General features: G+C 57.1%; 16 protein-coding genes. 11 read left to right on the forward strand and 5 right to left on the reverse strand.

What is annotated here, in order from left to right; genetic code table 11:
• Nucleotides 1–141: 141 nt before the first annotated feature.
• From N1030_RS12095 to N1030_RS12105, 3 genes are read left to right on the forward strand one after another with little or no spacing between them, the layout of a single operon-like run.
• Nucleotides 142–816: a YkgJ family cysteine cluster protein gene (locus tag N1030_RS12095; protein WP_265825730.1), complete on the forward strand. Its 675-nt coding sequence runs from the start codon at nucleotides 142–144 to the stop codon at nucleotides 814–816.
• Nucleotides 813–1,202, forward strand: a complete 390-nt coding sequence (locus N1030_RS12100) for a hypothetical protein (protein WP_265825731.1) — start codon at nucleotides 813–815, stop codon at nucleotides 1,200–1,202. The genes N1030_RS12095 and N1030_RS12100 overlap by 4 nt, the downstream gene beginning before the upstream one ends.
• Nucleotides 1,192–1,818 carry a tetratricopeptide repeat protein gene (locus tag N1030_RS12105; RefSeq protein ID WP_265825732.1) on the forward strand — a complete coding sequence of 209 codons (627 nt, stop codon included), beginning with the start codon at nucleotides 1,192–1,194 and terminating at the stop codon, nucleotides 1,816–1,818. Before N1030_RS12100 ends, N1030_RS12105 begins: the two co-directional genes overlap by 11 nt.
• A 1,031-nt stretch (nucleotides 1,819–2,849) precedes the next feature.
• Here N1030_RS12105 and N1030_RS12110 read toward each other — a convergent pair.
• A complete protein-coding gene (locus N1030_RS12110) occupies nucleotides 2,850–5,033 on the reverse strand; it encodes a glutamine synthetase III family protein (RefSeq protein WP_265825733.1) in 2,184 nt (727 codons plus the stop codon).
• A gap of 460 nt (nucleotides 5,034–5,493) precedes the next feature.
• On the opposite strand from N1030_RS12110, the gene N1030_RS12115 reads away from it, so the two are divergent.
• A complete protein-coding gene (locus tag N1030_RS12115) occupies nucleotides 5,494–6,291 on the forward strand; it encodes a hypothetical protein (RefSeq protein WP_265825734.1) in 798 nt (265 codons plus the stop codon).
• Between the two features lie 118 nt (nucleotides 6,292–6,409).
• Here N1030_RS12115 and N1030_RS12120 read toward each other — a convergent pair whose 3' ends face one another.
• On the reverse strand, nucleotides 6,410–7,768 hold the full coding sequence (locus N1030_RS12120) for a sigma-54-dependent transcriptional regulator (RefSeq protein ID WP_265825735.1): 1,359 nt from the start codon (nucleotides 7,766–7,768) through the stop codon (nucleotides 6,410–6,412).
• An 8-nt stretch (nucleotides 7,769–7,776) separates the two neighbouring features.
• Nucleotides 7,777–9,708, reverse strand: a complete 1,932-nt coding sequence (locus tag N1030_RS12125; RefSeq protein ID WP_265825736.1) for an ATP-binding protein — start codon at nucleotides 9,706–9,708, stop codon at nucleotides 7,777–7,779.
• 385 nt (nucleotides 9,709–10,093) lie between these two features.
• Here N1030_RS12125 and N1030_RS12130 point away from each other — a divergent pair, with 385 nt between their 5' ends.
• The 7 genes from N1030_RS12130 (at nucleotide 10,094) to N1030_RS12160 (ending at nucleotide 16,239) form a co-directional block, all read left to right on the forward strand.
• Nucleotides 10,094–10,612: a Spy/CpxP family protein refolding chaperone gene (locus N1030_RS12130; RefSeq protein WP_265825737.1), complete on the forward strand. Its 519-nt coding sequence runs from the start codon at nucleotides 10,094–10,096 to the stop codon at nucleotides 10,610–10,612.
• Between the two features lie 222 nt (nucleotides 10,613–10,834).
• Nucleotides 10,835–11,041, forward strand: coding sequence for a hypothetical protein (locus N1030_RS12135; protein WP_265825738.1), 207 nt, complete (start codon nucleotides 10,835–10,837; stop codon nucleotides 11,039–11,041).
• A 185-nt stretch (nucleotides 11,042–11,226) separates the two neighbouring features.
• Complete coding sequence (locus tag N1030_RS12140; protein WP_265825739.1) at nucleotides 11,227–12,777, forward strand: flagellar hook protein FlgE; 1,551 nt, start codon at nucleotides 11,227–11,229, stop codon at nucleotides 12,775–12,777.
• Between the two features lie 164 nt (nucleotides 12,778–12,941).
• The gene (locus N1030_RS12145) at nucleotides 12,942–13,169 is read left to right on the forward strand and encodes a hypothetical protein (RefSeq protein ID WP_265825740.1); all 228 of its coding nucleotides are present in this window, start codon (nucleotides 12,942–12,944) and stop codon (nucleotides 13,167–13,169) included.
• A 269-nt stretch (nucleotides 13,170–13,438) separates the two neighbouring features.
• Nucleotides 13,439–14,245 (forward strand): 3-deoxy-manno-octulosonate cytidylyltransferase, encoded by an 807-nt coding sequence (gene kdsB / locus N1030_RS12150; protein ID WP_265825741.1) that lies wholly within the window; start codon nucleotides 13,439–13,441, stop codon nucleotides 14,243–14,245.
• Nucleotides 14,242–15,366: a glutamine-hydrolyzing carbamoyl-phosphate synthase small subunit gene (gene carA, locus N1030_RS12155; RefSeq protein WP_265825742.1), complete on the forward strand. Its 1,125-nt coding sequence runs from the start codon at nucleotides 14,242–14,244 to the stop codon at nucleotides 15,364–15,366. The genes kdsB and carA overlap by 4 nt, the downstream gene beginning before the upstream one ends.
• Before the next feature lie 66 nt (nucleotides 15,367–15,432).
• Nucleotides 15,433–16,239, forward strand: coding sequence for a tetratricopeptide repeat protein (locus tag N1030_RS12160; RefSeq protein ID WP_265825743.1), 807 nt, complete (start codon nucleotides 15,433–15,435; stop codon nucleotides 16,237–16,239).
• A 173-nt stretch (nucleotides 16,240–16,412) separates the two neighbouring features.
• Here the strand turns inward: N1030_RS12160 and N1030_RS12165 are convergent, their stop codons facing one another.
• Together N1030_RS12165 and N1030_RS12170 are read right to left on the reverse strand one after the other, a co-directional pair.
• Complete coding sequence (locus N1030_RS12165; RefSeq protein WP_265825744.1) at nucleotides 16,413–17,090, reverse strand: DUF47 domain-containing protein; 678 nt, start codon at nucleotides 17,088–17,090, stop codon at nucleotides 16,413–16,415.
• Nucleotides 17,091–17,145: 55 nt separating this feature from the next.
• Nucleotides 17,146–18,381, reverse strand: coding sequence for an inorganic phosphate transporter (locus N1030_RS12170; protein WP_265825745.1), 1,236 nt, complete (start codon nucleotides 18,379–18,381; stop codon nucleotides 17,146–17,148).
• Nucleotides 18,382–18,436 lie beyond the last annotated feature (55 nt).

Genomic DNA, 18,436 nt, shown 5'->3' on the forward strand with positions numbered 1-18,436 from the left:
TTGCCAGAGGCAAAAATCGTCCCTATTCATGTGGCGGTGTTCGGCATCGGACTGTATCGCCCGCATATGGTACCGCCTTTTCCTGTCCACTTTCAGTTGCCGATCGTAATCCCAGCGGGACTACTGGTAAGGAGCGTGTGAATGTTACCTGATTTTTCCGATATTTTTGCCAGATACGAAGCACTGGTTGCCGAAGTGGATGCCGTGTTCGCCAAGGTTGCCGAACAGCATCCCCAGTGCGTGACCTGTGAAAAGGGCTGCAGCGACTGCTGCCACGCCCTCTTTGACCTGAGCCTCGTGGAAGCCATGTACCTGAACAAGCAGTTCAAGTCGCAGTTCGGCGACGGCGAGGCACGTTCAAACATCATCACCCGCGCCAACGAGGCCGACCGCAAGTCATACAAAATGAAGCGGCAGGCTTACCGCGATTCGCAGGCCGGCGTTGATACGCAGACCATTCTCGAAAACATGGCCCGCGAACGCCTGCGCTGCCCCCTGCTGGGCACCGAAGATTCCTGCGAACTCTACCAGAACCGCCCCATCACCTGCCGTCTTTACGGCATTCCCACCGCCATCGGCGGCAAGGCGCACACCTGCGGCAAGGCAGCCTTCGAAAAGGGCACCCCTTACCCTACCGTGCACATGGACAGGATTCAGGACCGCCTGATCGCCATGAGTCAGGAAATCGCCGAACGCGTTCAGTCCAAATTCAGCGAACTTTCCGGCGTGTTCGTGCCCGTTTCCATGGCCCTGCTCACTGTCTATGACGAACAGTATCTGGGTGTCCGCGCAGCCAAGAAGGACGCAGCGAAATGAGCATTTCCGCCACCATGTACCGCGACGGTTCCGACCGCGTGCTCACGCCCGAGGAAGAGGAACAGAAGCGCATAATCTACGAGCAGATGAATCCGCGTCGGCGCAAGTACGTCGACCGCATCGGATACGACAAGTGGGATCCCTTCCAGAAACCCAACGATCCCATGGAACTGCGCATGGACATCACCAAGCGCACCACGCAGCAGCTGGTTCGCGAGTTCCTGCAGAACTACAAAGGCCAATACAGCAATGACTATGGCCGCGGCGTGCTGGAGACAGCCGTGGGCATAATCAACAGAGACGAGAAGGTTCGAGGCGTTTTCGACTTCTGCGTCTGGTACTACAATCTTCTGATAGACGAGGGGTACACCGACTATGAAAGCTAGCTACGACAACATCGACGACTATATTGCCGACCTGCGCGCTTCCATTGAGCAGAACGCCGAGTGCGCCAACCACCACTACAACCTTGGCGTTGCCCTGCTTTCCAAGCGTGACTGGGAAGGCGCGGAAGCAGCTTTCCTCGAAACTCTGCGCAACTCCCCCCGCTTTGCGGAAGCCTTTATCCAGCTCGGCGGCATCTGCCTGCAGCGTGGCGACCTCGACGGCTGCCTGCGCTACAATCAGGAAGCAGCCCAATGCCGCGCCAAGTTCCCCGTACCGTGGGCGAACATGGCGTTTGTGCACCTGCAGCGCGGTGAAGCCGACGAAGCGCTCAAATGCGCCAAGAAGGCCCTCAAATGGGATGAGAACTTCGTGCAGGCTCAGGCCACCATGGCAAGCGCCCTGTATATGCTGGGCCAGCTTGACGATAGCGAGAAGGTCAGCCTGAAGTCCATTGCCATGTACCCCGCCTTTGCGCCCGCATACAACAACCTCGCCCTTGTGGCGCTGGAACGCGGCGATCACGATGCAGCCATCCGCAACGTGGACAAGGCAACCGAACTGGGCTTTGAAGTGGATCCCCGCTTCCTTGAAGAGCTCGCGCCTCACCGCAAGTAAGCGCCAAAGCGATACGACAGAACATGAAGGCCGACCGGAGTTATCCGGTCGGCCTTACTTTTTTACGATTGTGTATTATTCTAATATATTGACACGATACAGCCCACCAAATATAGACACTTTTTCCACCTATCACATCTCCGAATCAAAACTTAAGAGGAACATGATGCATCGATACGCGGTCCGAGCCTACATACTCCTACTATTTATGCTTGTCGGGTGTGGTCCAAAGATCAATATGATTGAACCTAAATCAGAAATTATAAGTTCTCCAATGGAAGGAGTTATTTCGAAAGCTGAATTTGGTGACAGCATTGTTTCAAAATCATTCGTAGATATATACGATGGAATTATTTAGAAAAACGATATTCAAGGTGGGGGGGACGGTTCATTTATTATTCGGATCAATATACCTAAAGGCAAACTTCGCCTTGATCGACAAGACCGTTATTGGCTCTACTTCACAAGCGATCACGCTACATACTATGACACTTATTCTGGCAACACCAATACACCTGGCGGCCTTAAAATAATGCGTCGAAGTTTAGATTTAGTTAATTCTAAACTTGATTCAAATAGTTTAATGATTTGGGGGCGAATACCACAAATCACATTCACACCCAACGATATCCCCGTTGTTGAAACTGTAAAAATTGAAACGTACAACGCGAATAGTTTTAAGCAGGAATTAATTTACAACGGCATAAGTAAAGATAAAATCAAATTTTTATACCGAGAAATTCGGGGAGATCTACTACACCCTCCAATTTCACACGATGTTGAGTACGACCTTACTGAAGGAACAACTATTGGGTTTAAAGGTTCGCGCATAGAGATAATTGAGGCGACCAACACTAATATCAGCTATCGCCTAATCCAAAACTTTCCGTAACATCTCAGACAGCCATGTGGTTCGACCTGTCCTCATATACACCCTCCCCACGCACACCACAAACAATAGGCCCGCCTTACGGCGGGCCTTGTCATTTTGCGGAGCGAAGGTGCGGGGCAGGGATGGTGCCTGCGCAACCTTACTTGATGAAGAGCATTTCCTGGTAGCTGGGCAGGGTCCACAGATCGTCTGCCACAACGCCTTCCAGTGCGTCGGCGAAGGAGCGGACTTCCAGCATCTTGGGGAGTACCTTTTCGCACAGGAACTTGGCTTCGGCCTGCAGGTCTTCGGAATGGTGGCCGAGCAGAGCTTCCAGTTCGTTGGCAGCAGCCTGCAGGCCGCGCAGCTTGGCGGTAAGGTCGTCAAGAGAGGTCATGACGCAGTCCTTGCCGATGGCGCGCAGGTTGGCGCAGGTTTCAGCCAGCTGGTTCTGGTAGCGCACGGCACCGGGGAAGATCTGGGTGCGGGCCATCTTGATGACCAGCTGAGCCTCGGTCATGATGGTCTTCACATACTGCTCAAAGTAGATGTTCTGGCGGCTTTCCAGTTCGCGCACGCTGAACACGGAGTACTTGGTGAACAGGTCCAGCACTTCCTTGCGGGTCAGCACGGGCAGGGCTTCGGGAGTGGTGCGCAGGTTTTCGAGGCCGCGCTTTTCCACTGCTTCCTTGTGCCATGCTTCGGAGTAACCGTCGCCGTTGAAGATAACGGCTTCGTGCTTCTTCACGATATCCTGCAGCAGCTTGGTCACGCACTCGTTCAGGTTGGAGAGGTCGGGCTTCACGCAGTTCTCAAGGGAAGTGGCGATGTAGTCCAACGACTCGGACAGCATGGCGTTCAGAGCAACCTGAGGACCGGCGATGGACATGTTAGAGCCCACGGCGCGGAATTCGAAACGATTGCCGGTGAAGGCGAAGGGGCTGGTGCGGTTACGGTCGCCGGCATCCATGGGCAGGGGCGGCAGGGTATCTACGCCCACGCGGAGGTCGCCCTTGGTCTTGGAAGACTTTACGCCGCCCTTCTTGAGCTGTTCGAAGATGTCTGCCAGCTGCTCGCCAAGGTAGACGGACATGATGGCGGGCGGAGCTTCGTTGGCACCCAGACGATGGTCGTTGCTTGCGGAAGCAACGGTAGCGCGAAGCAGCGCACCAAACTTGTGCACAGCGCGGATGGCGGCAGCACAGAACACGAGGAACTGCATGTTCTCGTGCGGGGTGTCGCCGGGATCAAAAAGGCTGCCGAGGGTGCCGTTACCCACGGAGTAGTTCACGTGCTTGCCGGAACCGTTGATACCGGCAAAGGGCTTTTCGTGCAGCAGGCACACCATGCCATAACGCAGAGCCACTTCCTTCAGGGTGGTCATGATCATCTGGTTGTGGTCGGTGGCAAGGTTGGACGTTTCGAAAAGCGGAGCGATTTCGAACTGTCCGGGGGCTACTTCGTTGTGGCGGGTCTTCACGGGAACGCCGAGCTTGTACAGTTCACGCTCAACTTCCATCATGAAGGACAGCACACGGGGCGGAATGGCGCCGAAATAATGATCTTCCATCTCCTGACCCTTGGCAGAAGGGGCACCGAAAAGGGTGCGGCCGCACATCTGCAGGTCGGGACGGTTCAGAACGAAGTTGCGGTCAACGAGGAAGTATTCCTGCTCGGGGCCGCAGTAGGAAACGATACGCTCATCAGAATCCTTGCCGAAGAACTTGAGCACACGCTGAGCCTGCTTGTTCAGGGCCTGCTGGGAGCGCAGCAGAGGAGTCTTCTTGTCCAGAGCCTCACCGGTCCAGGAAACGAAGGCGGTGGGAATGCACAGGGTGGTACCGTTGGGGTTTTCCAGAATGTAGGCAGGGTTGGTTACATCCCAACAGGTGTAACCGCGGGCTTCAAAGGTGGTGCGCAGGCCGCCGCTGGGGAAGCTGGATGCATCGGGCTCACCCTGAATCAGCAGCTTGCCGGAGAATTCGGCAAGTGCGCCACCCTTGCCGTCCGGAACGAGGAAGCCATCATGCTTCTCTGCGGTCAGGCCGGTCAGGGGGTAAAATACGTGGGTGTAGTGGGTGGCACCCTTGGAAACCGCCCAATCCTTCATGGCGCTGGCCACGGTATCGGCAATGGAGGGATCCATCTTTTCGCCCATGTCGATGGTACGTCTCAAGGACTTGTACACGCTCTTGGGCAGACGTTCCTTCATGACCTTGTCACTGAAGACGTTGCAGCCAAAGAGTTCGGTGGGCTTTTCATCCATGAAGTTCAGAGGCTTGTTGGTTGCTCTGAAGTTGTTTACGGCAGTGATGGCGTTCAGCCGAGCCTGGGATCCGCTCATGTCTACAGCTCCTTACAAGAAGTTTGGTACAACTCCCGACCACGGGGTTTTTGTTCGTATGACCAGCCCAAGCGGGCTTTATCCCGCATAGCACGTTCAGTGCCATCGCATATAAAACAGCACGTTATCAGCTTCCCCTTCCACGCACCATCGATTTTTCGCACTTGTTTTGACAAAAAAGTTAAAAATAGAAAGACTATCGAGCCTTCTTTGATAACAAAATTGTAAATACACCTACAAGTGCGCGATGGCCCTTGATGGATTATATTACATTTATGTAAATACCATCATCGCGTTATATTCTGTCTCCCCCAAACCGACCCATCTCTAAAGGTTACGCCACGGGTGCCGATATATATTTGTGCGATAATCAGGGCAGGTTCTCCATGATACTTCTTTGCATGGCGACTCAGTTCCATGATTATCCTCACAGCAGGAACAGACCACTGGAGCACGGCACATGAACAGCATCCAATCTAACGGATACGGATTCGGGAATCTCTTCGACCACGAAGGGGGGCTCGGACGCATCATGGGCAACGGACACCTGTCCGCCTCCATTCAGGGCGCCAAGGACACTTCCGCCACCTTTGCCGCAGACGTTGTCTCCCGCATCACGCCTCCCAAGCCGGAAGATTTGCAGGACCCCGCAGCCCTCGAGGAACTTCAGCAACAATTCGGCGACGATTCCGCCGACCTTGCCGATTCCCTGAAGCGCACCGTGGAATTCGTACAGGAACGATACGGCAAGCACGCCGCCACGGCCGTGATGGGGATGGTATATAATAGGATAGGAAACGGCGAGGTGACGGAGGAAGCTCTCGGCTCGGGCCTCCTGGACAGCGTGAAGTTCATTGACCGCAACTTCGGAATGGCCGAAGGCGACAACTTCATGAACTTCCTGAACAACGACCTGAACGCCGAGATGAACGACTTCTTTGACAACGGCCTCGAAGAACGCTTCTTTGCTGCCACGCCGGGCATGACCTCGCTGTCGCAGTCTTTCTCCACCGCCCTCGGCAAAGTGACGGAAAGCGCCGGACAGGACGCAGCGGACAGCATCCTCTCCATCCTTGAAAAGGCCATGGAAGATACCAACAATCCGGAAGAAGCTCTGAAGCTGGCGCTGGAAGAGGCCGACAAGCTGCTGGCCGAACAGGGTGACACCCCGTTCACCGCCATTCTCGCCCAGAACGTAGGACTGGGAGCATCGACGGTTGAGCCCCAGGTGGGCACCCTGCTCAACATCTCCGTCTGACTTTCGCACGCCTCCGCATACAACAACAAAGGCCGGACAGATATTCTGTCCGGCCTTTATGCATGCGCATTTAGAAAAGCAGCTGCCCAGGGCAGAAGGACGCCGCCCCGCCAGCCCCCTACTCCATCCCGTAGCGTTTGAGCTTGTTGTGCAGGGTGGCGCGGGTAATACCAAGACGGCGCGCAGCTTCGCTCTTGTTGTCACCGCATTCCTTGAGCGTGGCCATGATGGCCCTTCGCTCCAGCTCATCGAGCGAAAGCCCGGCAAGTGCCGGTTCGCCATCCGCAGAGATGGGCACGTCCGTCAGGGGGGCGTCGGAAAGATTCCGCGGCAGTTCGCGCAACGTGATGTATTCGCCGGTCGCCATGATCACGGCACGCTCCATGGCGTTTTCCAACTCACGCACATTCCCCGGCCAATCATGACGCACAAGGGCATCCATGGCCTGCGGGGTGGCGCCCTTCACGGCCTTGCGGTTCTTCTCCGCAAAGCGGCGCAGAAAGAAGTCTGCCAGCAGGGGGATATCGTCACGCCGCTCACGCAACGCAGGAACCCGCAGCCCGATGACGTTCAGACGGTAGTACAAGTCTTCACGGAAGTTCCCCGCCTGCACTTCTTCATAGAGATCACGATTGGTGGCCGCGATAACCCGCACATTCACGCGAATCACCGTATCGCTGCCCACCCGCTGCACCTCGCCCTGCTGCACGGCGCGCAACAGCTTGGACTGCAGGGCCAGAGGAATCTCCCCGATCTCGTCGAGAAACAGGGTACCGCCGTCCGCATGCATGAAGCGGCCCTCGCGCCGCTTGTCCGCTCCGGTAAACGCGCCCTTTTCATGGCCGAAGAGTTCGGACTCCAGCAACGTTTCGGTAAGGGCCGCACAGTTCACGGCCACAAAAGGCTTGGCGGCGCGTTCGCTACCGGCATGAATGGCATTGGCAACCAGTTCCTTGCCGGTGCCGGATTCCCCGCTGATGAGCACAGTGGCATCCGTGGGCGCAACCGTGAGAATCATCTCGGTCAGTTCCAGCATGGCGGCGCTCTTGCCGATCATGCTCTGAGGCCCTCGCCCTTCCAGCCGTTCCCGCAGGGTACGGTTTTCCACCGCCAGACGGGTATGGTCCAGCATCCGGTCCAGCGTGTGCTTGAGCACATCAAAATCCAGCGGCTTGGTCAGATAGTCGTAGGCCCCGATTTTCAGAGCCTCCACCGCGGTTTCCACGGATGAATACGCGGTCATGATCAGCACGGGAATGGCCGGATTGAAGCCCTTGATCTCGCGCAGCGCTTCTATCCCCCCCATTTTCACCATGCGGATATCCATGAGCACGGCATCATAGGGAGTCTGGCGCACCTTCTCCACGGCAACAGTGCCGTCGTCAGCCTCTTCCACGGTATAGCTCCAGCCCTTGAGCAAAGTACGCAGCATAGCGCGGTGCGCGGTATCATCATCTACAATCAGAATGGTACTCATGAATATCCTCAGGCATCCTGCCCTGCCTCAACCGGCAGCAGTATGGTGAAGGTGGTTCCGGCTCCGCCGCCATTGGCGGACGCATGCGCATCATCGGCTTCGCCACGCGAAGCCACGTGAATGACGCCGCCGTGCGCCTCGATAATCTTGTGCACTATGGCAAGGCCCAGTCCGGTGCCCTGACTCTTGGTCGTGTAGTAGGGGTCGAAGATGCGCACCAGAGCCTCCGGCGGAATGCCGTGCCCCGTATCCGAGATGCGGATGCGCAGAAAATCCTCTTCCTCCATATCAATAACCATACCCAGCACGCCGCCGCCTGCCATGGCCTCCATACCGTTCAGGCAGATATTCAGCAGTGCCTGCGACAGGCGGTCCGGGTCCACATGAAGATGCGGCAGCCCGTCCGCACAACGGAAGGAAAGCGACACGCCCTGCGCCGCAGCATCCGCACCCAGCAGACGCATACAGTGCTCGGCAAGGTCGTGCACATCCGTCTCCCTGCGCTTGAGGTCCGAAGGACGCGAAAAACCGATAAGGTCGGTGATGACGCGATTCAGCCTGTCCACCTCCTGCACCATGATGCCCGCGGCCGCCCTGTCTTCACTGCCTTCAGGGAAACGGGTGCCGAAGTAGGTGGCGTAGCCCTTGATGGAGCTGAGCGGGTTGCGGATTTCGTGCGCCACCCCCGCGGCCAGAGAGCCCACGGCTGCGAGCTTTTCCTTGCGGCGCACTTCCTGCTGCAGACGCCGCACTTCACGCAGGTCGCGGAGAATAAGAATATCGGCCACGTGCCCCTGCCCGCCTTCCGCACCATCCTGCGCAGCACCCTGCGCGTACACGCGGGCACCGCTGATGCTCATGGGAATGCAGGCACCGCCCTGAATGAAACATTCCGTCTCAGTCTCGAGCATACGCCCTTCGCGGGAGAGCACCGCCAGCGCATCTGTCACGGCGCGAGGCAACACGCCCTCGGGCCGCTTGCCGCGTACGGACTCGAAGGAAACGCCAAGCTGCTCCTCGGCCTTGCCATTCACGAGAGCAACCAGCCCCTCATCATCAATCAGCACCAGTCCTTCAGGCAGACTTGCCACGATCTCAGCGGAAAAGGCCTGCGAATCCTGCAGCATACGCCTAGAACGACGGACATTCTGCGCCCAGATGAGAGAGATGAGTCCGGCCAGCCCCAACAGCAGCAGCATCCCCGCCATGACCAGCGAGTGCCGCGTGTCCTGCTTCCGCGCCTGCTCAAACGGAGCCACGTCCATGCCGACATATATAATGGGTGGCGGCATGTTGGGTGCCGAGAAAAAACTCATCAGCCCTTTTTCGTGTTCCTCATGGCGCATGCGCCCCATGCCCATGCCTCGCCCCCGTCCGCCGTTACCCGCACGGTTGCTTCCTGCATCACGCGGATCCCCGCCAAGCTCCGTTTCGTCACCCGAATCGCCATGTACGCGCCCCCACCAGCCCTCACGCCCCTGCAGGGGCATGAACTGACGGTATACCACAAAGGCGCGGGTATCTCCCTTGGTCATGATGCGCCAACTCACGTCCTTGGCAGGCTCAAGCTGGGACATGTCTTCGGGCGAAAACACCACTTCGCCCTGCTGCTCAGGCTCACTATGAGCAAGCACGCGGCCGGAATGATCCGTCACCATGATGAAGAAAATATCGGGCTGATCGGCCATTTCCTCAACAAGCACCTGCATGCGCATTTCCGTGCCGAGCGGATTGCGCATGCCGGTTCGGGCGCCGGCCTCAAGCGCCTTGATGAGCGAGGCTCCCTTTTCCTGTAGAATAGTGGCCATCTGCTTGCCGTCGCGGTCCAGATTCCGCAGGGTCATGGCAAGAATGATCACACCAAGGATCACGGCACCGCCTATGACCAGCCACGGCGAGGCAAAGGGACCGGGAAGCCGTTGTTCTCTATGCAGTTTCATTGTCGTCAGTTCCATGGTGCGCCCGTCTTCTGCTAGAAAATGTCCACATGCTCATTTTTTATACACCCCGTTCTTTAGAAGTGTACAGCAATTATACACATGCCACTTTCCCACAGAGAACCCGCTAAAGGCGCCGTTCAATTTTTACCAACACTTTCAGTTGCTTGCCATAATTTTACAATTGTTGGCACACCCGTTGCTTTATACAGGACAAGCAAAACGTGAACCAAATTCACCTTGCAAAATAATAGAGGAAAAACACATCCGGCATTCCGGGCATGGCCAACGGGCCATGAAGATGCATAAAAACAACGTATGCTCCGACAAGGTCCCCTTTCTGACCGAAAGCGCGGATCGCTAACCAGCAACAATAGGAGATAATATCATGAAGACCCGTAACATCCTGATTACCACCATCGCCCTCGGCCTGCTCGCCATTGCGGCAGTATCCTTCGCTGGCATGCATGGCGGCGGTATGGGCTACGGCAACTGCGGCAACGGAGGCGGCATGGGCTACGGCCACGGCCATGGTCAGGGCATGATGACCAACTGCCCCGGTGGCGGCATGGGCTACAACCTGACACCTGAACAGCAGGAGAAGTTCACCGCCCTTCAGGATGCCTATTACAAGAAGACCGAAACCCTGCGCACCGACATGTGGGCCAAGCACACCGAGCTGGAAGCTCTTTCCGGCAACGACAAGGTTGATCCCAAGTACATCACCCAGCTTGTTCAGGACATGAAGGACATCGGCACCAAGCTGCGCGCAGAACGCGAAGCCTTTGAAGCTCAGGTTGAAAAGGAAATCGGCATCAAGAATTTCCGCCGCGGACAGGGCCGCAACCCCAATTGCCCTTACGCTGACGGCACCGCCCCCGCAGCGCCTGCAGCCCCCGCAAACTAAGGTCAACGGCAGACGACCACAGACGATTGGCCAACAACAAGGTACCTTCACACCTTCCTCATGGCTGCCCCGCCAAACCGCACGGTTTGGCGGGGCGTTTGTTTTCAGACCATTCCAAGTGCAAGTCAGGCTTGCACCCAGTGCAGTATTCAGGCACAACAACCAAAAGCCCCCTTTACCGCAGGGGTTCACGTCTCACCTGCACCCGGGAACGGAGCCGGAATGACTCAACCTCCATCCCCCATGCTGCGCAAGCTGGAAGCCATGTTCGCCGCACTCAGAGCGCGGGGAATAGACCGTGCGACCGTCATTACGGCCACGCGCGACCTGCTTCATGCCCGCAGGGCAGAACGCCCGGGCGAAAAGGCTGAAATTCTTGCCTGCCAGGAGCCGGAAGAAGCAGAAAGCCGAACGGCGCTCTCTGCCTGACCCCACTCCCCAACGCCTCGTATTTCCGTTCTTTTTTGCAAAACACATCCCCTCACCCTGTCGTCTGGAATCCATTGGCACGCCCTGTGCTTTATTAAGAAGCGTAAGGAAATCTTTTCCATACGTTTTCGGGATCGTCTGTCCTTTTCGGGTACAGGGCAGGCAGATACTGTGAGGAGTCGATCATGGGCCTTACGGCATTATACACAGGCGCCGGCGGCATGAAGACCCTGTCCAGGGGCATGCAGGTTGTGGGAAACAACCTTGCCAATGTGAACACGTTGGGCTTCAAGCAGCAGATGGCGATCTATCAGGACCTCAAGTCCGTGGGCGTGGATTCCGCTTCGGTCAACGGAGGGGGACGCGCAGACGGCGCTGCAGTCGGGTACGCACAGCTCGGCATGGGTGTTACCCTTGCCGAAGTTCGCACCATCCATCAGCAGGGCGCCTTTGACCTTGCCAATGAAGTCACAGATCTGGGCATCAGCGGCAAAGGGTTCTTCGGCGTCTCCAAGGACGGCGTGGACCATTACACGCGCGCGGGCAATTTCCGCTTCGACAAGTCCGGCTATCTTGTGGACCCTCACGGCTTCCGCCTGCAGGGGCGCGCCTTCACCGATGGCGTTGAAGGCACCACCCCCGGCGACATCCAGCTCGCCACCAACAGCGACGGGCTCATCGTCATGCCTGCCGCGGCCACTGAATCCGTACGCCTGATCACCAACCTCGGCTCCACCACCGACAGCTCTGCCGATTCCGACAACCCCTTCTTTGCCCTTGCACAAAAATGGGACGGCTCGCAGACCTCGCCCCTTGGCGATGGAGCATACTCCTACGGCACAACCATGCGCGTCTACGACGCCAATGGCGGCGCGCATGATCTCAACGTCTATTTCGACGCCGTGCAGGGCGTGAGCAACGCCGGTTCCAAAAGATTTTTCGAGTTCATCGTCACGGTTCCCCCATCCGAAGACGGCCGCTCCCTTTCCGGTGCAGGCAAAGGCCTGCTCATGTCCGGCACCCTGACCTTTGATGCCAACAACAAGCTGGAAAACATGACCGCCTTCGTGCCCGGCACCGATCCGTCCACGCTCAGCAACTGGACCCCGGCAGCCATGGGAGCAGATGGCCTGCCACAGTTCAGCGTTTCCTTCCGTGGCAGCACGGGGGCAGCGACGGCATCACAAACCGTTTCACTTGATCTCGGCATTCACGATGCAGGCTCCGCATGGAGCGGCGTGGCCTCTAACGCCGCCGCCGTGGGCACCAATGCCGCCAACATCGGCGGCATGAGCTCCGTCATCAACTCGGCGTCCACCACCACAGCCTACTCGGGTTCCTCCTCCACGCTGATGATGACGCAGGACGGATACACCGAGGGCTATCTCATGAATCTGGACATCGGCCGCGAAGGCATCATCTCTGGCAAGTACAGCAACGGAGAAAGCCAGGACCTGTTCCGCATCTCCCTGTACCGCTTCAACAACGAATTCGGACTGAAGCGCGAAGGCAACAACCACTTCTCCGCCACCCGGGAATCCAACACGGCACAGGAAGGCGTGCCGGACACCGAGAACTTCGGCTCCATCGCTTCCAATGCGCTTGAACAATCCAACGTGGACATGGCCCGCGAATTCGTAACCATGATCGCCACTCAGCGCGGCTTCCAGTCCAACAGTAAAATCGTCTCCACGCAGGACCAACTGATACAGAATGCCCTGCAGATGAAGCGGTAAAAACAACCAACATATTTTTCATGCACTGCGGCGCCGGAGAGTTCATCTCCGGCGCCGATTTGTTTTATGGCACCTTCTCAAGGCATGCCTTTTCCGCACCAACCTTTTGTGGCACAATCAGCATACCCCGAACCATCGGGAAAAGAACATTCCATGGAGGCTTCATGCACGCTGCGCCAACTCAACAGCTCTCGCTCCACGAGCGTCCCGCAAACCATGGTTGTCGGCAAGAAGGCAACAGCGCCGACCTCGGCAGAAGGATGCGCGGCATATCCGTAGCGCCTTCCTCCGCAGATCCTTCCTCCGGCGCTCCCTCTGAAAACGCGTCACCCCAATCTACCGACAGAGGCGAGTTTTATGAGGCCAGCTGGACCATTACGACCAGCCCGTAACAAGCCAGCGCCAAAACACAAGCAATATTGATTAGTTAACCAGCATCTGCAAAAGGCCGGATTTTCATATTTCCAATTCTGACATTTCCGGCTATAGTCCATCGATTTTGGGTTAGGTGGCAGTTCCGTTGTGCCTCAGCCAACGCAATTGCCTACAGAGTTGCCCTTACGGTCGCGGACTATTCAGGCCGCATCCCGCACGAACCGGTCGCGGGACCGGAACGCCCCGTTCCGGCGCGGCGCACATTTTCGGAGGGCGAACACACGCAATGGCATCAGCCGCATCCAACGGTTCTCAGCCGCTCGCGCAGAACGCGCAGGGAACCACACAGCATATTCCCTGTTACGGCATCATTCCCGCTCGGTATGCCTCTTCACGCTTTCCCGGCAAACCCCTTGCGGAAATCCTCGGCAAACCCATGTTCTGGCACGTCTACACCCGCGCCAGCCAATGCCCGCACATGACGCGGGTGGTGCTTGCCACGGATGACGAACGGATCGCACGTGCAGCAGAAGCACACGGGGTGGACTACGTCATGACCCGCCCAGACCATGCCAGCGGCACGGACAGGGTTTACGAGGCAGCCTGCGCCCTTGGCGTGGAAGAGCATGCCGTGGTGGTGAACATTCAGGGTGACGAGCCTGCGCTAAATCCCATGATGCTCACTGAACTTGTCTCGCCTTTCATGCACGACGCTTCAGTACAGGTTTCCACACTGGCGCAGTCCATCTCCTCAGCAGATGCGGCCAGCCCGGACATCGTGAAGGTCGTCCCTTCCGCAAACGGCGACGCCCTGTATTTTTCCCGTGCCGCCATTCCCTTCTGTCGCGAGGGGGAACCCGCACGCGGGTACAGCGGTCACATTGGACTGTATGCATTTCGCCTTGGTGCCCTGCGCCGTTTCACCGAGCTGCCCCCATCTTCGCTGGAGCAGACGGAAAAGCTGGAGCAGTTGCGCCTTCTGGAAAACAACATCCCCATCCGGGTAGTCGCTACCGCGCACAAAACGCACGGCGTAGACAGACCGGAAGATATTTCCATAATCCTCAACATGCTACGGGAGACAGCCCGATGAAAGCCATTTTAGCCCTTGAAGACGGCTTCGTTCTTGAAGGACGTTCGTTCACCGGTGCCGGTGAGGCGGGCGGCGAGGTTATCTTCAATACCGGCATGACCGGCTACCAGGAAATCCTGACCGACCCCTCCTATGCCGGCCAGATGGTCTGTATGACCTATCCGCTCATCGGCAACTACGGCATTACCAAGGAAGACCTTGAGTCCGGCAAAGTGCACTGCGCAGCGCTGATCGTGAAAGAGTGCTGCAAGGAACCCTCCAACTGGCGCTCCGTGGAAAGCCTTCCCGATTACCTCAAGCGCTACGGCGTTCTGGGCATTGAAGGCATAGACACCCGCGCCCTGACCCGCCACATCCGCATCAACGGCGCCATGCGCGGCCTGATTTCCACCGAGGAACTGGATCCGGCCAAGCTCGTGGAGCGCGCCCGCCAACTGCCTTCCATGGAAGGCCAGAATCTTGTGGAAGTTGTGGCCCCGGAAGGCCCCTACGTATGGGACGGCGAAAAGCCGCAGCCCGTCACGCTGGCAAACGGCGAACACGCATGGAAGGGCACCGGTCCCAAGGTTGTCGTCTATGACTTCGGCATCAAGTGGAACATTCTGCGCCTGCTGGCCGCTCAAGGATTCGACATGCTCGTGGTGCCGCCCAGCTTCACGGCTGAAGAGGTAGCCAAAGTCAAAGCCGACGGCGTATTCCTTTCCAACGGCCCCGGCGACCCCGCTACCCTGAAGGCGGAGATTGCCCAGATCACCAAGCTTGTGGACATGCTGCCCGTGGCAGGCATCTGCCTCGGCCACCAGCTGCTCGGCCATGCCCTTGGCGGAACCACCAGCAAACTCAAGTTCGGGCACCATGGCTGCAACCACCCCGTAAAGGACCTGCAGACCGGGCGCATCGAAATCTCCTCCCAGAACCATGGCTTCTGCGTGGAACTGAGCGGTGATGATGTGGAAATCACCCACCTGAACCTGAACGACAACACCGTGGAAGGCATTGCACACAAGACCAAGAAGGTCATTTCCGTGCAGCACCATCCCGAAGCGTGTCCCGGTCCTAACGATAGCCACTATTTCTTTAAGCGTTTTCGCGATATGATGCAGGAACATACGGGCGCATAGCATTGCGCAACGGAGCCGCCGCAAGGCTGCGGCTCTTCCGGACAACCAGTAGACACCGGAGCCGACATGTCCGCCGAACTGACAAAGGCCAGACAACAGCTTAACCAGATCCGCTCGCTGCTCAAGCAGGGCAAATACCAGCCCGCTGCGCAGGCATATCATGACGCGTTGCTGACTTTTCTGAAGACCCCGCTGATGAAGGCGGAAAAGGAAGAGTTTCAGCGCCTGCTGGAAGACAATGCGCACCACCTGAACAACGACAAGGAACTGCGCAAGGTATTCCCGCTGACGATACAGTACGCGCCCGGTAAGGAACGCGAGGTGCTGGACGTCATCAAGGAGCTGTTGCAGGAACTCATGAATGCCGCCGCCAACGAGGCGCAGCTTATCATGAGCATGATGGAGCAGCGCAAGCAGAACGAGCTGGAACGCGGCCAGAAGCTGCTGGACAACCGCCAGAACGATGAAGCCAGCGCCGTTTTCAAAGCCCTTGTCAACGAGTTCTCTGACGACCCCGAGCTGAAGGCAAACATCGGCGACCGCTTCATTAAGGCCGGCCGCTACGAAGAAGCGTACGAATACCTGGCTGCGGCCATTGACGAGAGCCCGGAATCCATACACTTCTACAACCGCATCGGCATTGCCCTGCGCAAGCTCGGCAAATTTGATGTGGCAGAAAAATACTTTGCCCGCGCGGTCAAATTCGCCGGAAGAGACCCCCATCTCTTCTTCAACCTCGGCCGTCTGTACGTGGACTGGAAACGCTGGGACAAGTGTGCCAAGGCTGCTGCCATGGCCCTCAAACTCAGCCCGGACTTTGAAGAAGCTCAGAAAATGCTGGCCTTTGCCAACAAGAAGATGAGCAAGGCGTAACTGGCGCTTATACCCATAACGAAAGGCGGCTCAGCAATGAGCCGCCTTTTTTCATGACGGATGAATTAGCGGAGCGGCCTACCCGACCTGAACAAGAAAAGCCGGAGATGAGACCATCTCCGGCTTTTGCATTCTGCATCTTCGCCCCGCGAAAGGGCTACAGCACGTACCCGCTAGCGGGCGATCATGGCACGCAGCATATCTGCGCAGTTTTCCGCATTGTGGGACATTTCGTTCAGGCACTCCACGAAATGGAGCAGCTGATAGATGTCCTTGAACTCCATGTCGGAGTTGTAGATGGCGGAGATAAGCTGCTGCTTGTTGCGGAACACGTCCTTGTGGTTATAGCGGATGGCGCGATAGGTGTTCTTCACGCCCTCGCGGTCCAGCTTGCCCACGCCCTGTACCAGGCCGATAGTCGCTTCAAGCGCGGGGCCGAGCAGTTCAAGGGTCTTGTCCACGGCGTCCATGTAATCAACGAACTGCTTGTGGAATTCCTCCGGCACGGCAACGCGGCGCATGGCAAGCCAGTTCAGGGCATCCTGACCTGCATCGAGGATGTTGTCCTGGCTGCGGGTGTAATTGAGGAACAAGGTCTTATCCACAGCCATGAACAGGCCGCGGGGCAGATGGTTGCGGATGTTGCGCTTGATCTTGTCCGCCTTGTCCTCAACCTCGTTCACCTCTTCCTGCAGAGTGTCGAACTCGCGACAGGTGCCGCCGGTAATATAGCATTCCATGGACTCACGGATGAGCCCCATGCCCTTGCCTATCTGTGCATAGTGCTCCAGCAGGCCGTCCATGGGATTGCGCTCCGAAAGGATGCCGAAAAAAGGTACACGAAACGTCATAAGATTATCCTCCGGTACGAAAAAAATATGGTTGCGTCAGGGCCGTCCGGCAAGGCTACAGCGTGGCCCAGCGCAGAAGCTGAAAGATCACTATGCTGCTGAAGGCCGCAATCGGCACGGTCAGCACCCAATAAATTACTATCTTGAACAATACACGGAAGTCCACAGCACCGAAACCTCTTGCAAGGCCCACGCCCACAATGGAACCGACGGCTGCGTGAGTCGTGGAAACCGGCATGCCAAGATTCGAGGCCATAAGCACCGTGGTGGCTGCGCCGAAGTCCACGGCAAAACCGCGGGTGTTGGTCAGCTGGGTAATCTTCTCACCCACGGTATCCATAACCTTATGCCCCAGCATGGCTATACCCACGGCAATGCCGATACCACCCATGATGAGCAGCCACAGGGGCACTTCCGCACTGGCGAGCATCTGGTGGTCACGTGCAATCATATAAATGGCTGCCACGGGACCGATGGCGTTTGCCACGTCGTTGGCCCCTTGCGATATCGCCACGTAACAGCTGGTGCCGATCTGCATGGAACGGAAAAGTCCCTCAACGGCTTCCGGTTGCTCGTCAACATCAGGAATGATCCTGTTGATGAACATACGGGCACACCCCCATACAACCGCACAAACGCCGGCCGAAAGCGCAATCGCGCCCAGACCGGACAGATGCAAACCCTTGCCGAACGGCGTCTTGAACAGAAACGACAGCATGACGAGCACCACGGTAACGGCAATCCAGAATGGCGCCCATTTTCGTGCCGCCCGTATCATATCCGTTTTGAACAGGATGAATCTGCGAATCTGCCAGAAGACCAGATAGGCAATGCCCGCACCAAACAGGGGCGAGATAATCCACGAAAGGACCACAAAACCGAGATTGGCCCAGTTGACCACCTCAGGCCCGCCCGCCACAAAGCCGAATCCAAGAATGGAGCCTACAATGGAATGGGTTGAAGAAACCGGCAGAGCCGTCAGCGTTGCCACCAGCACCCAGAGAGCGGCAGAAAGCAAAGCAGCAAACATGCCTACCATGAGCAGCCGGTGGTCGGTGATCATCTCGGGGTTGATAATCCCCTTGGATATAGTCTTGGTAACATGAGATCCCAGAAATACGGCACCCACAAAATTGAGTACGCCAGCAATAAGCACGGCCTGTTTGCACGTGATCGCTTTAGCGCCTACGGCCGATGCCATGGAGTTGGCAACATCATTGGCTCCCAGGTTGAAGGCCATCATGAAGCCTGCAACAACTGATAGAACCAGAAAAACGGTGTACATATCCATGTGTTGTCCGATAGTTCCCAATATGGTTATGGTGAACAGCCGTGTTGCACGGCCA

The sequence above is a fragment of the Desulfovibrio mangrovi genome (assembly GCF_026230175.1).
Classification (GTDB): Bacteria; Desulfobacterota; Desulfovibrionia; order Desulfovibrionales; family Desulfovibrionaceae; genus Halodesulfovibrio; species Halodesulfovibrio mangrovi.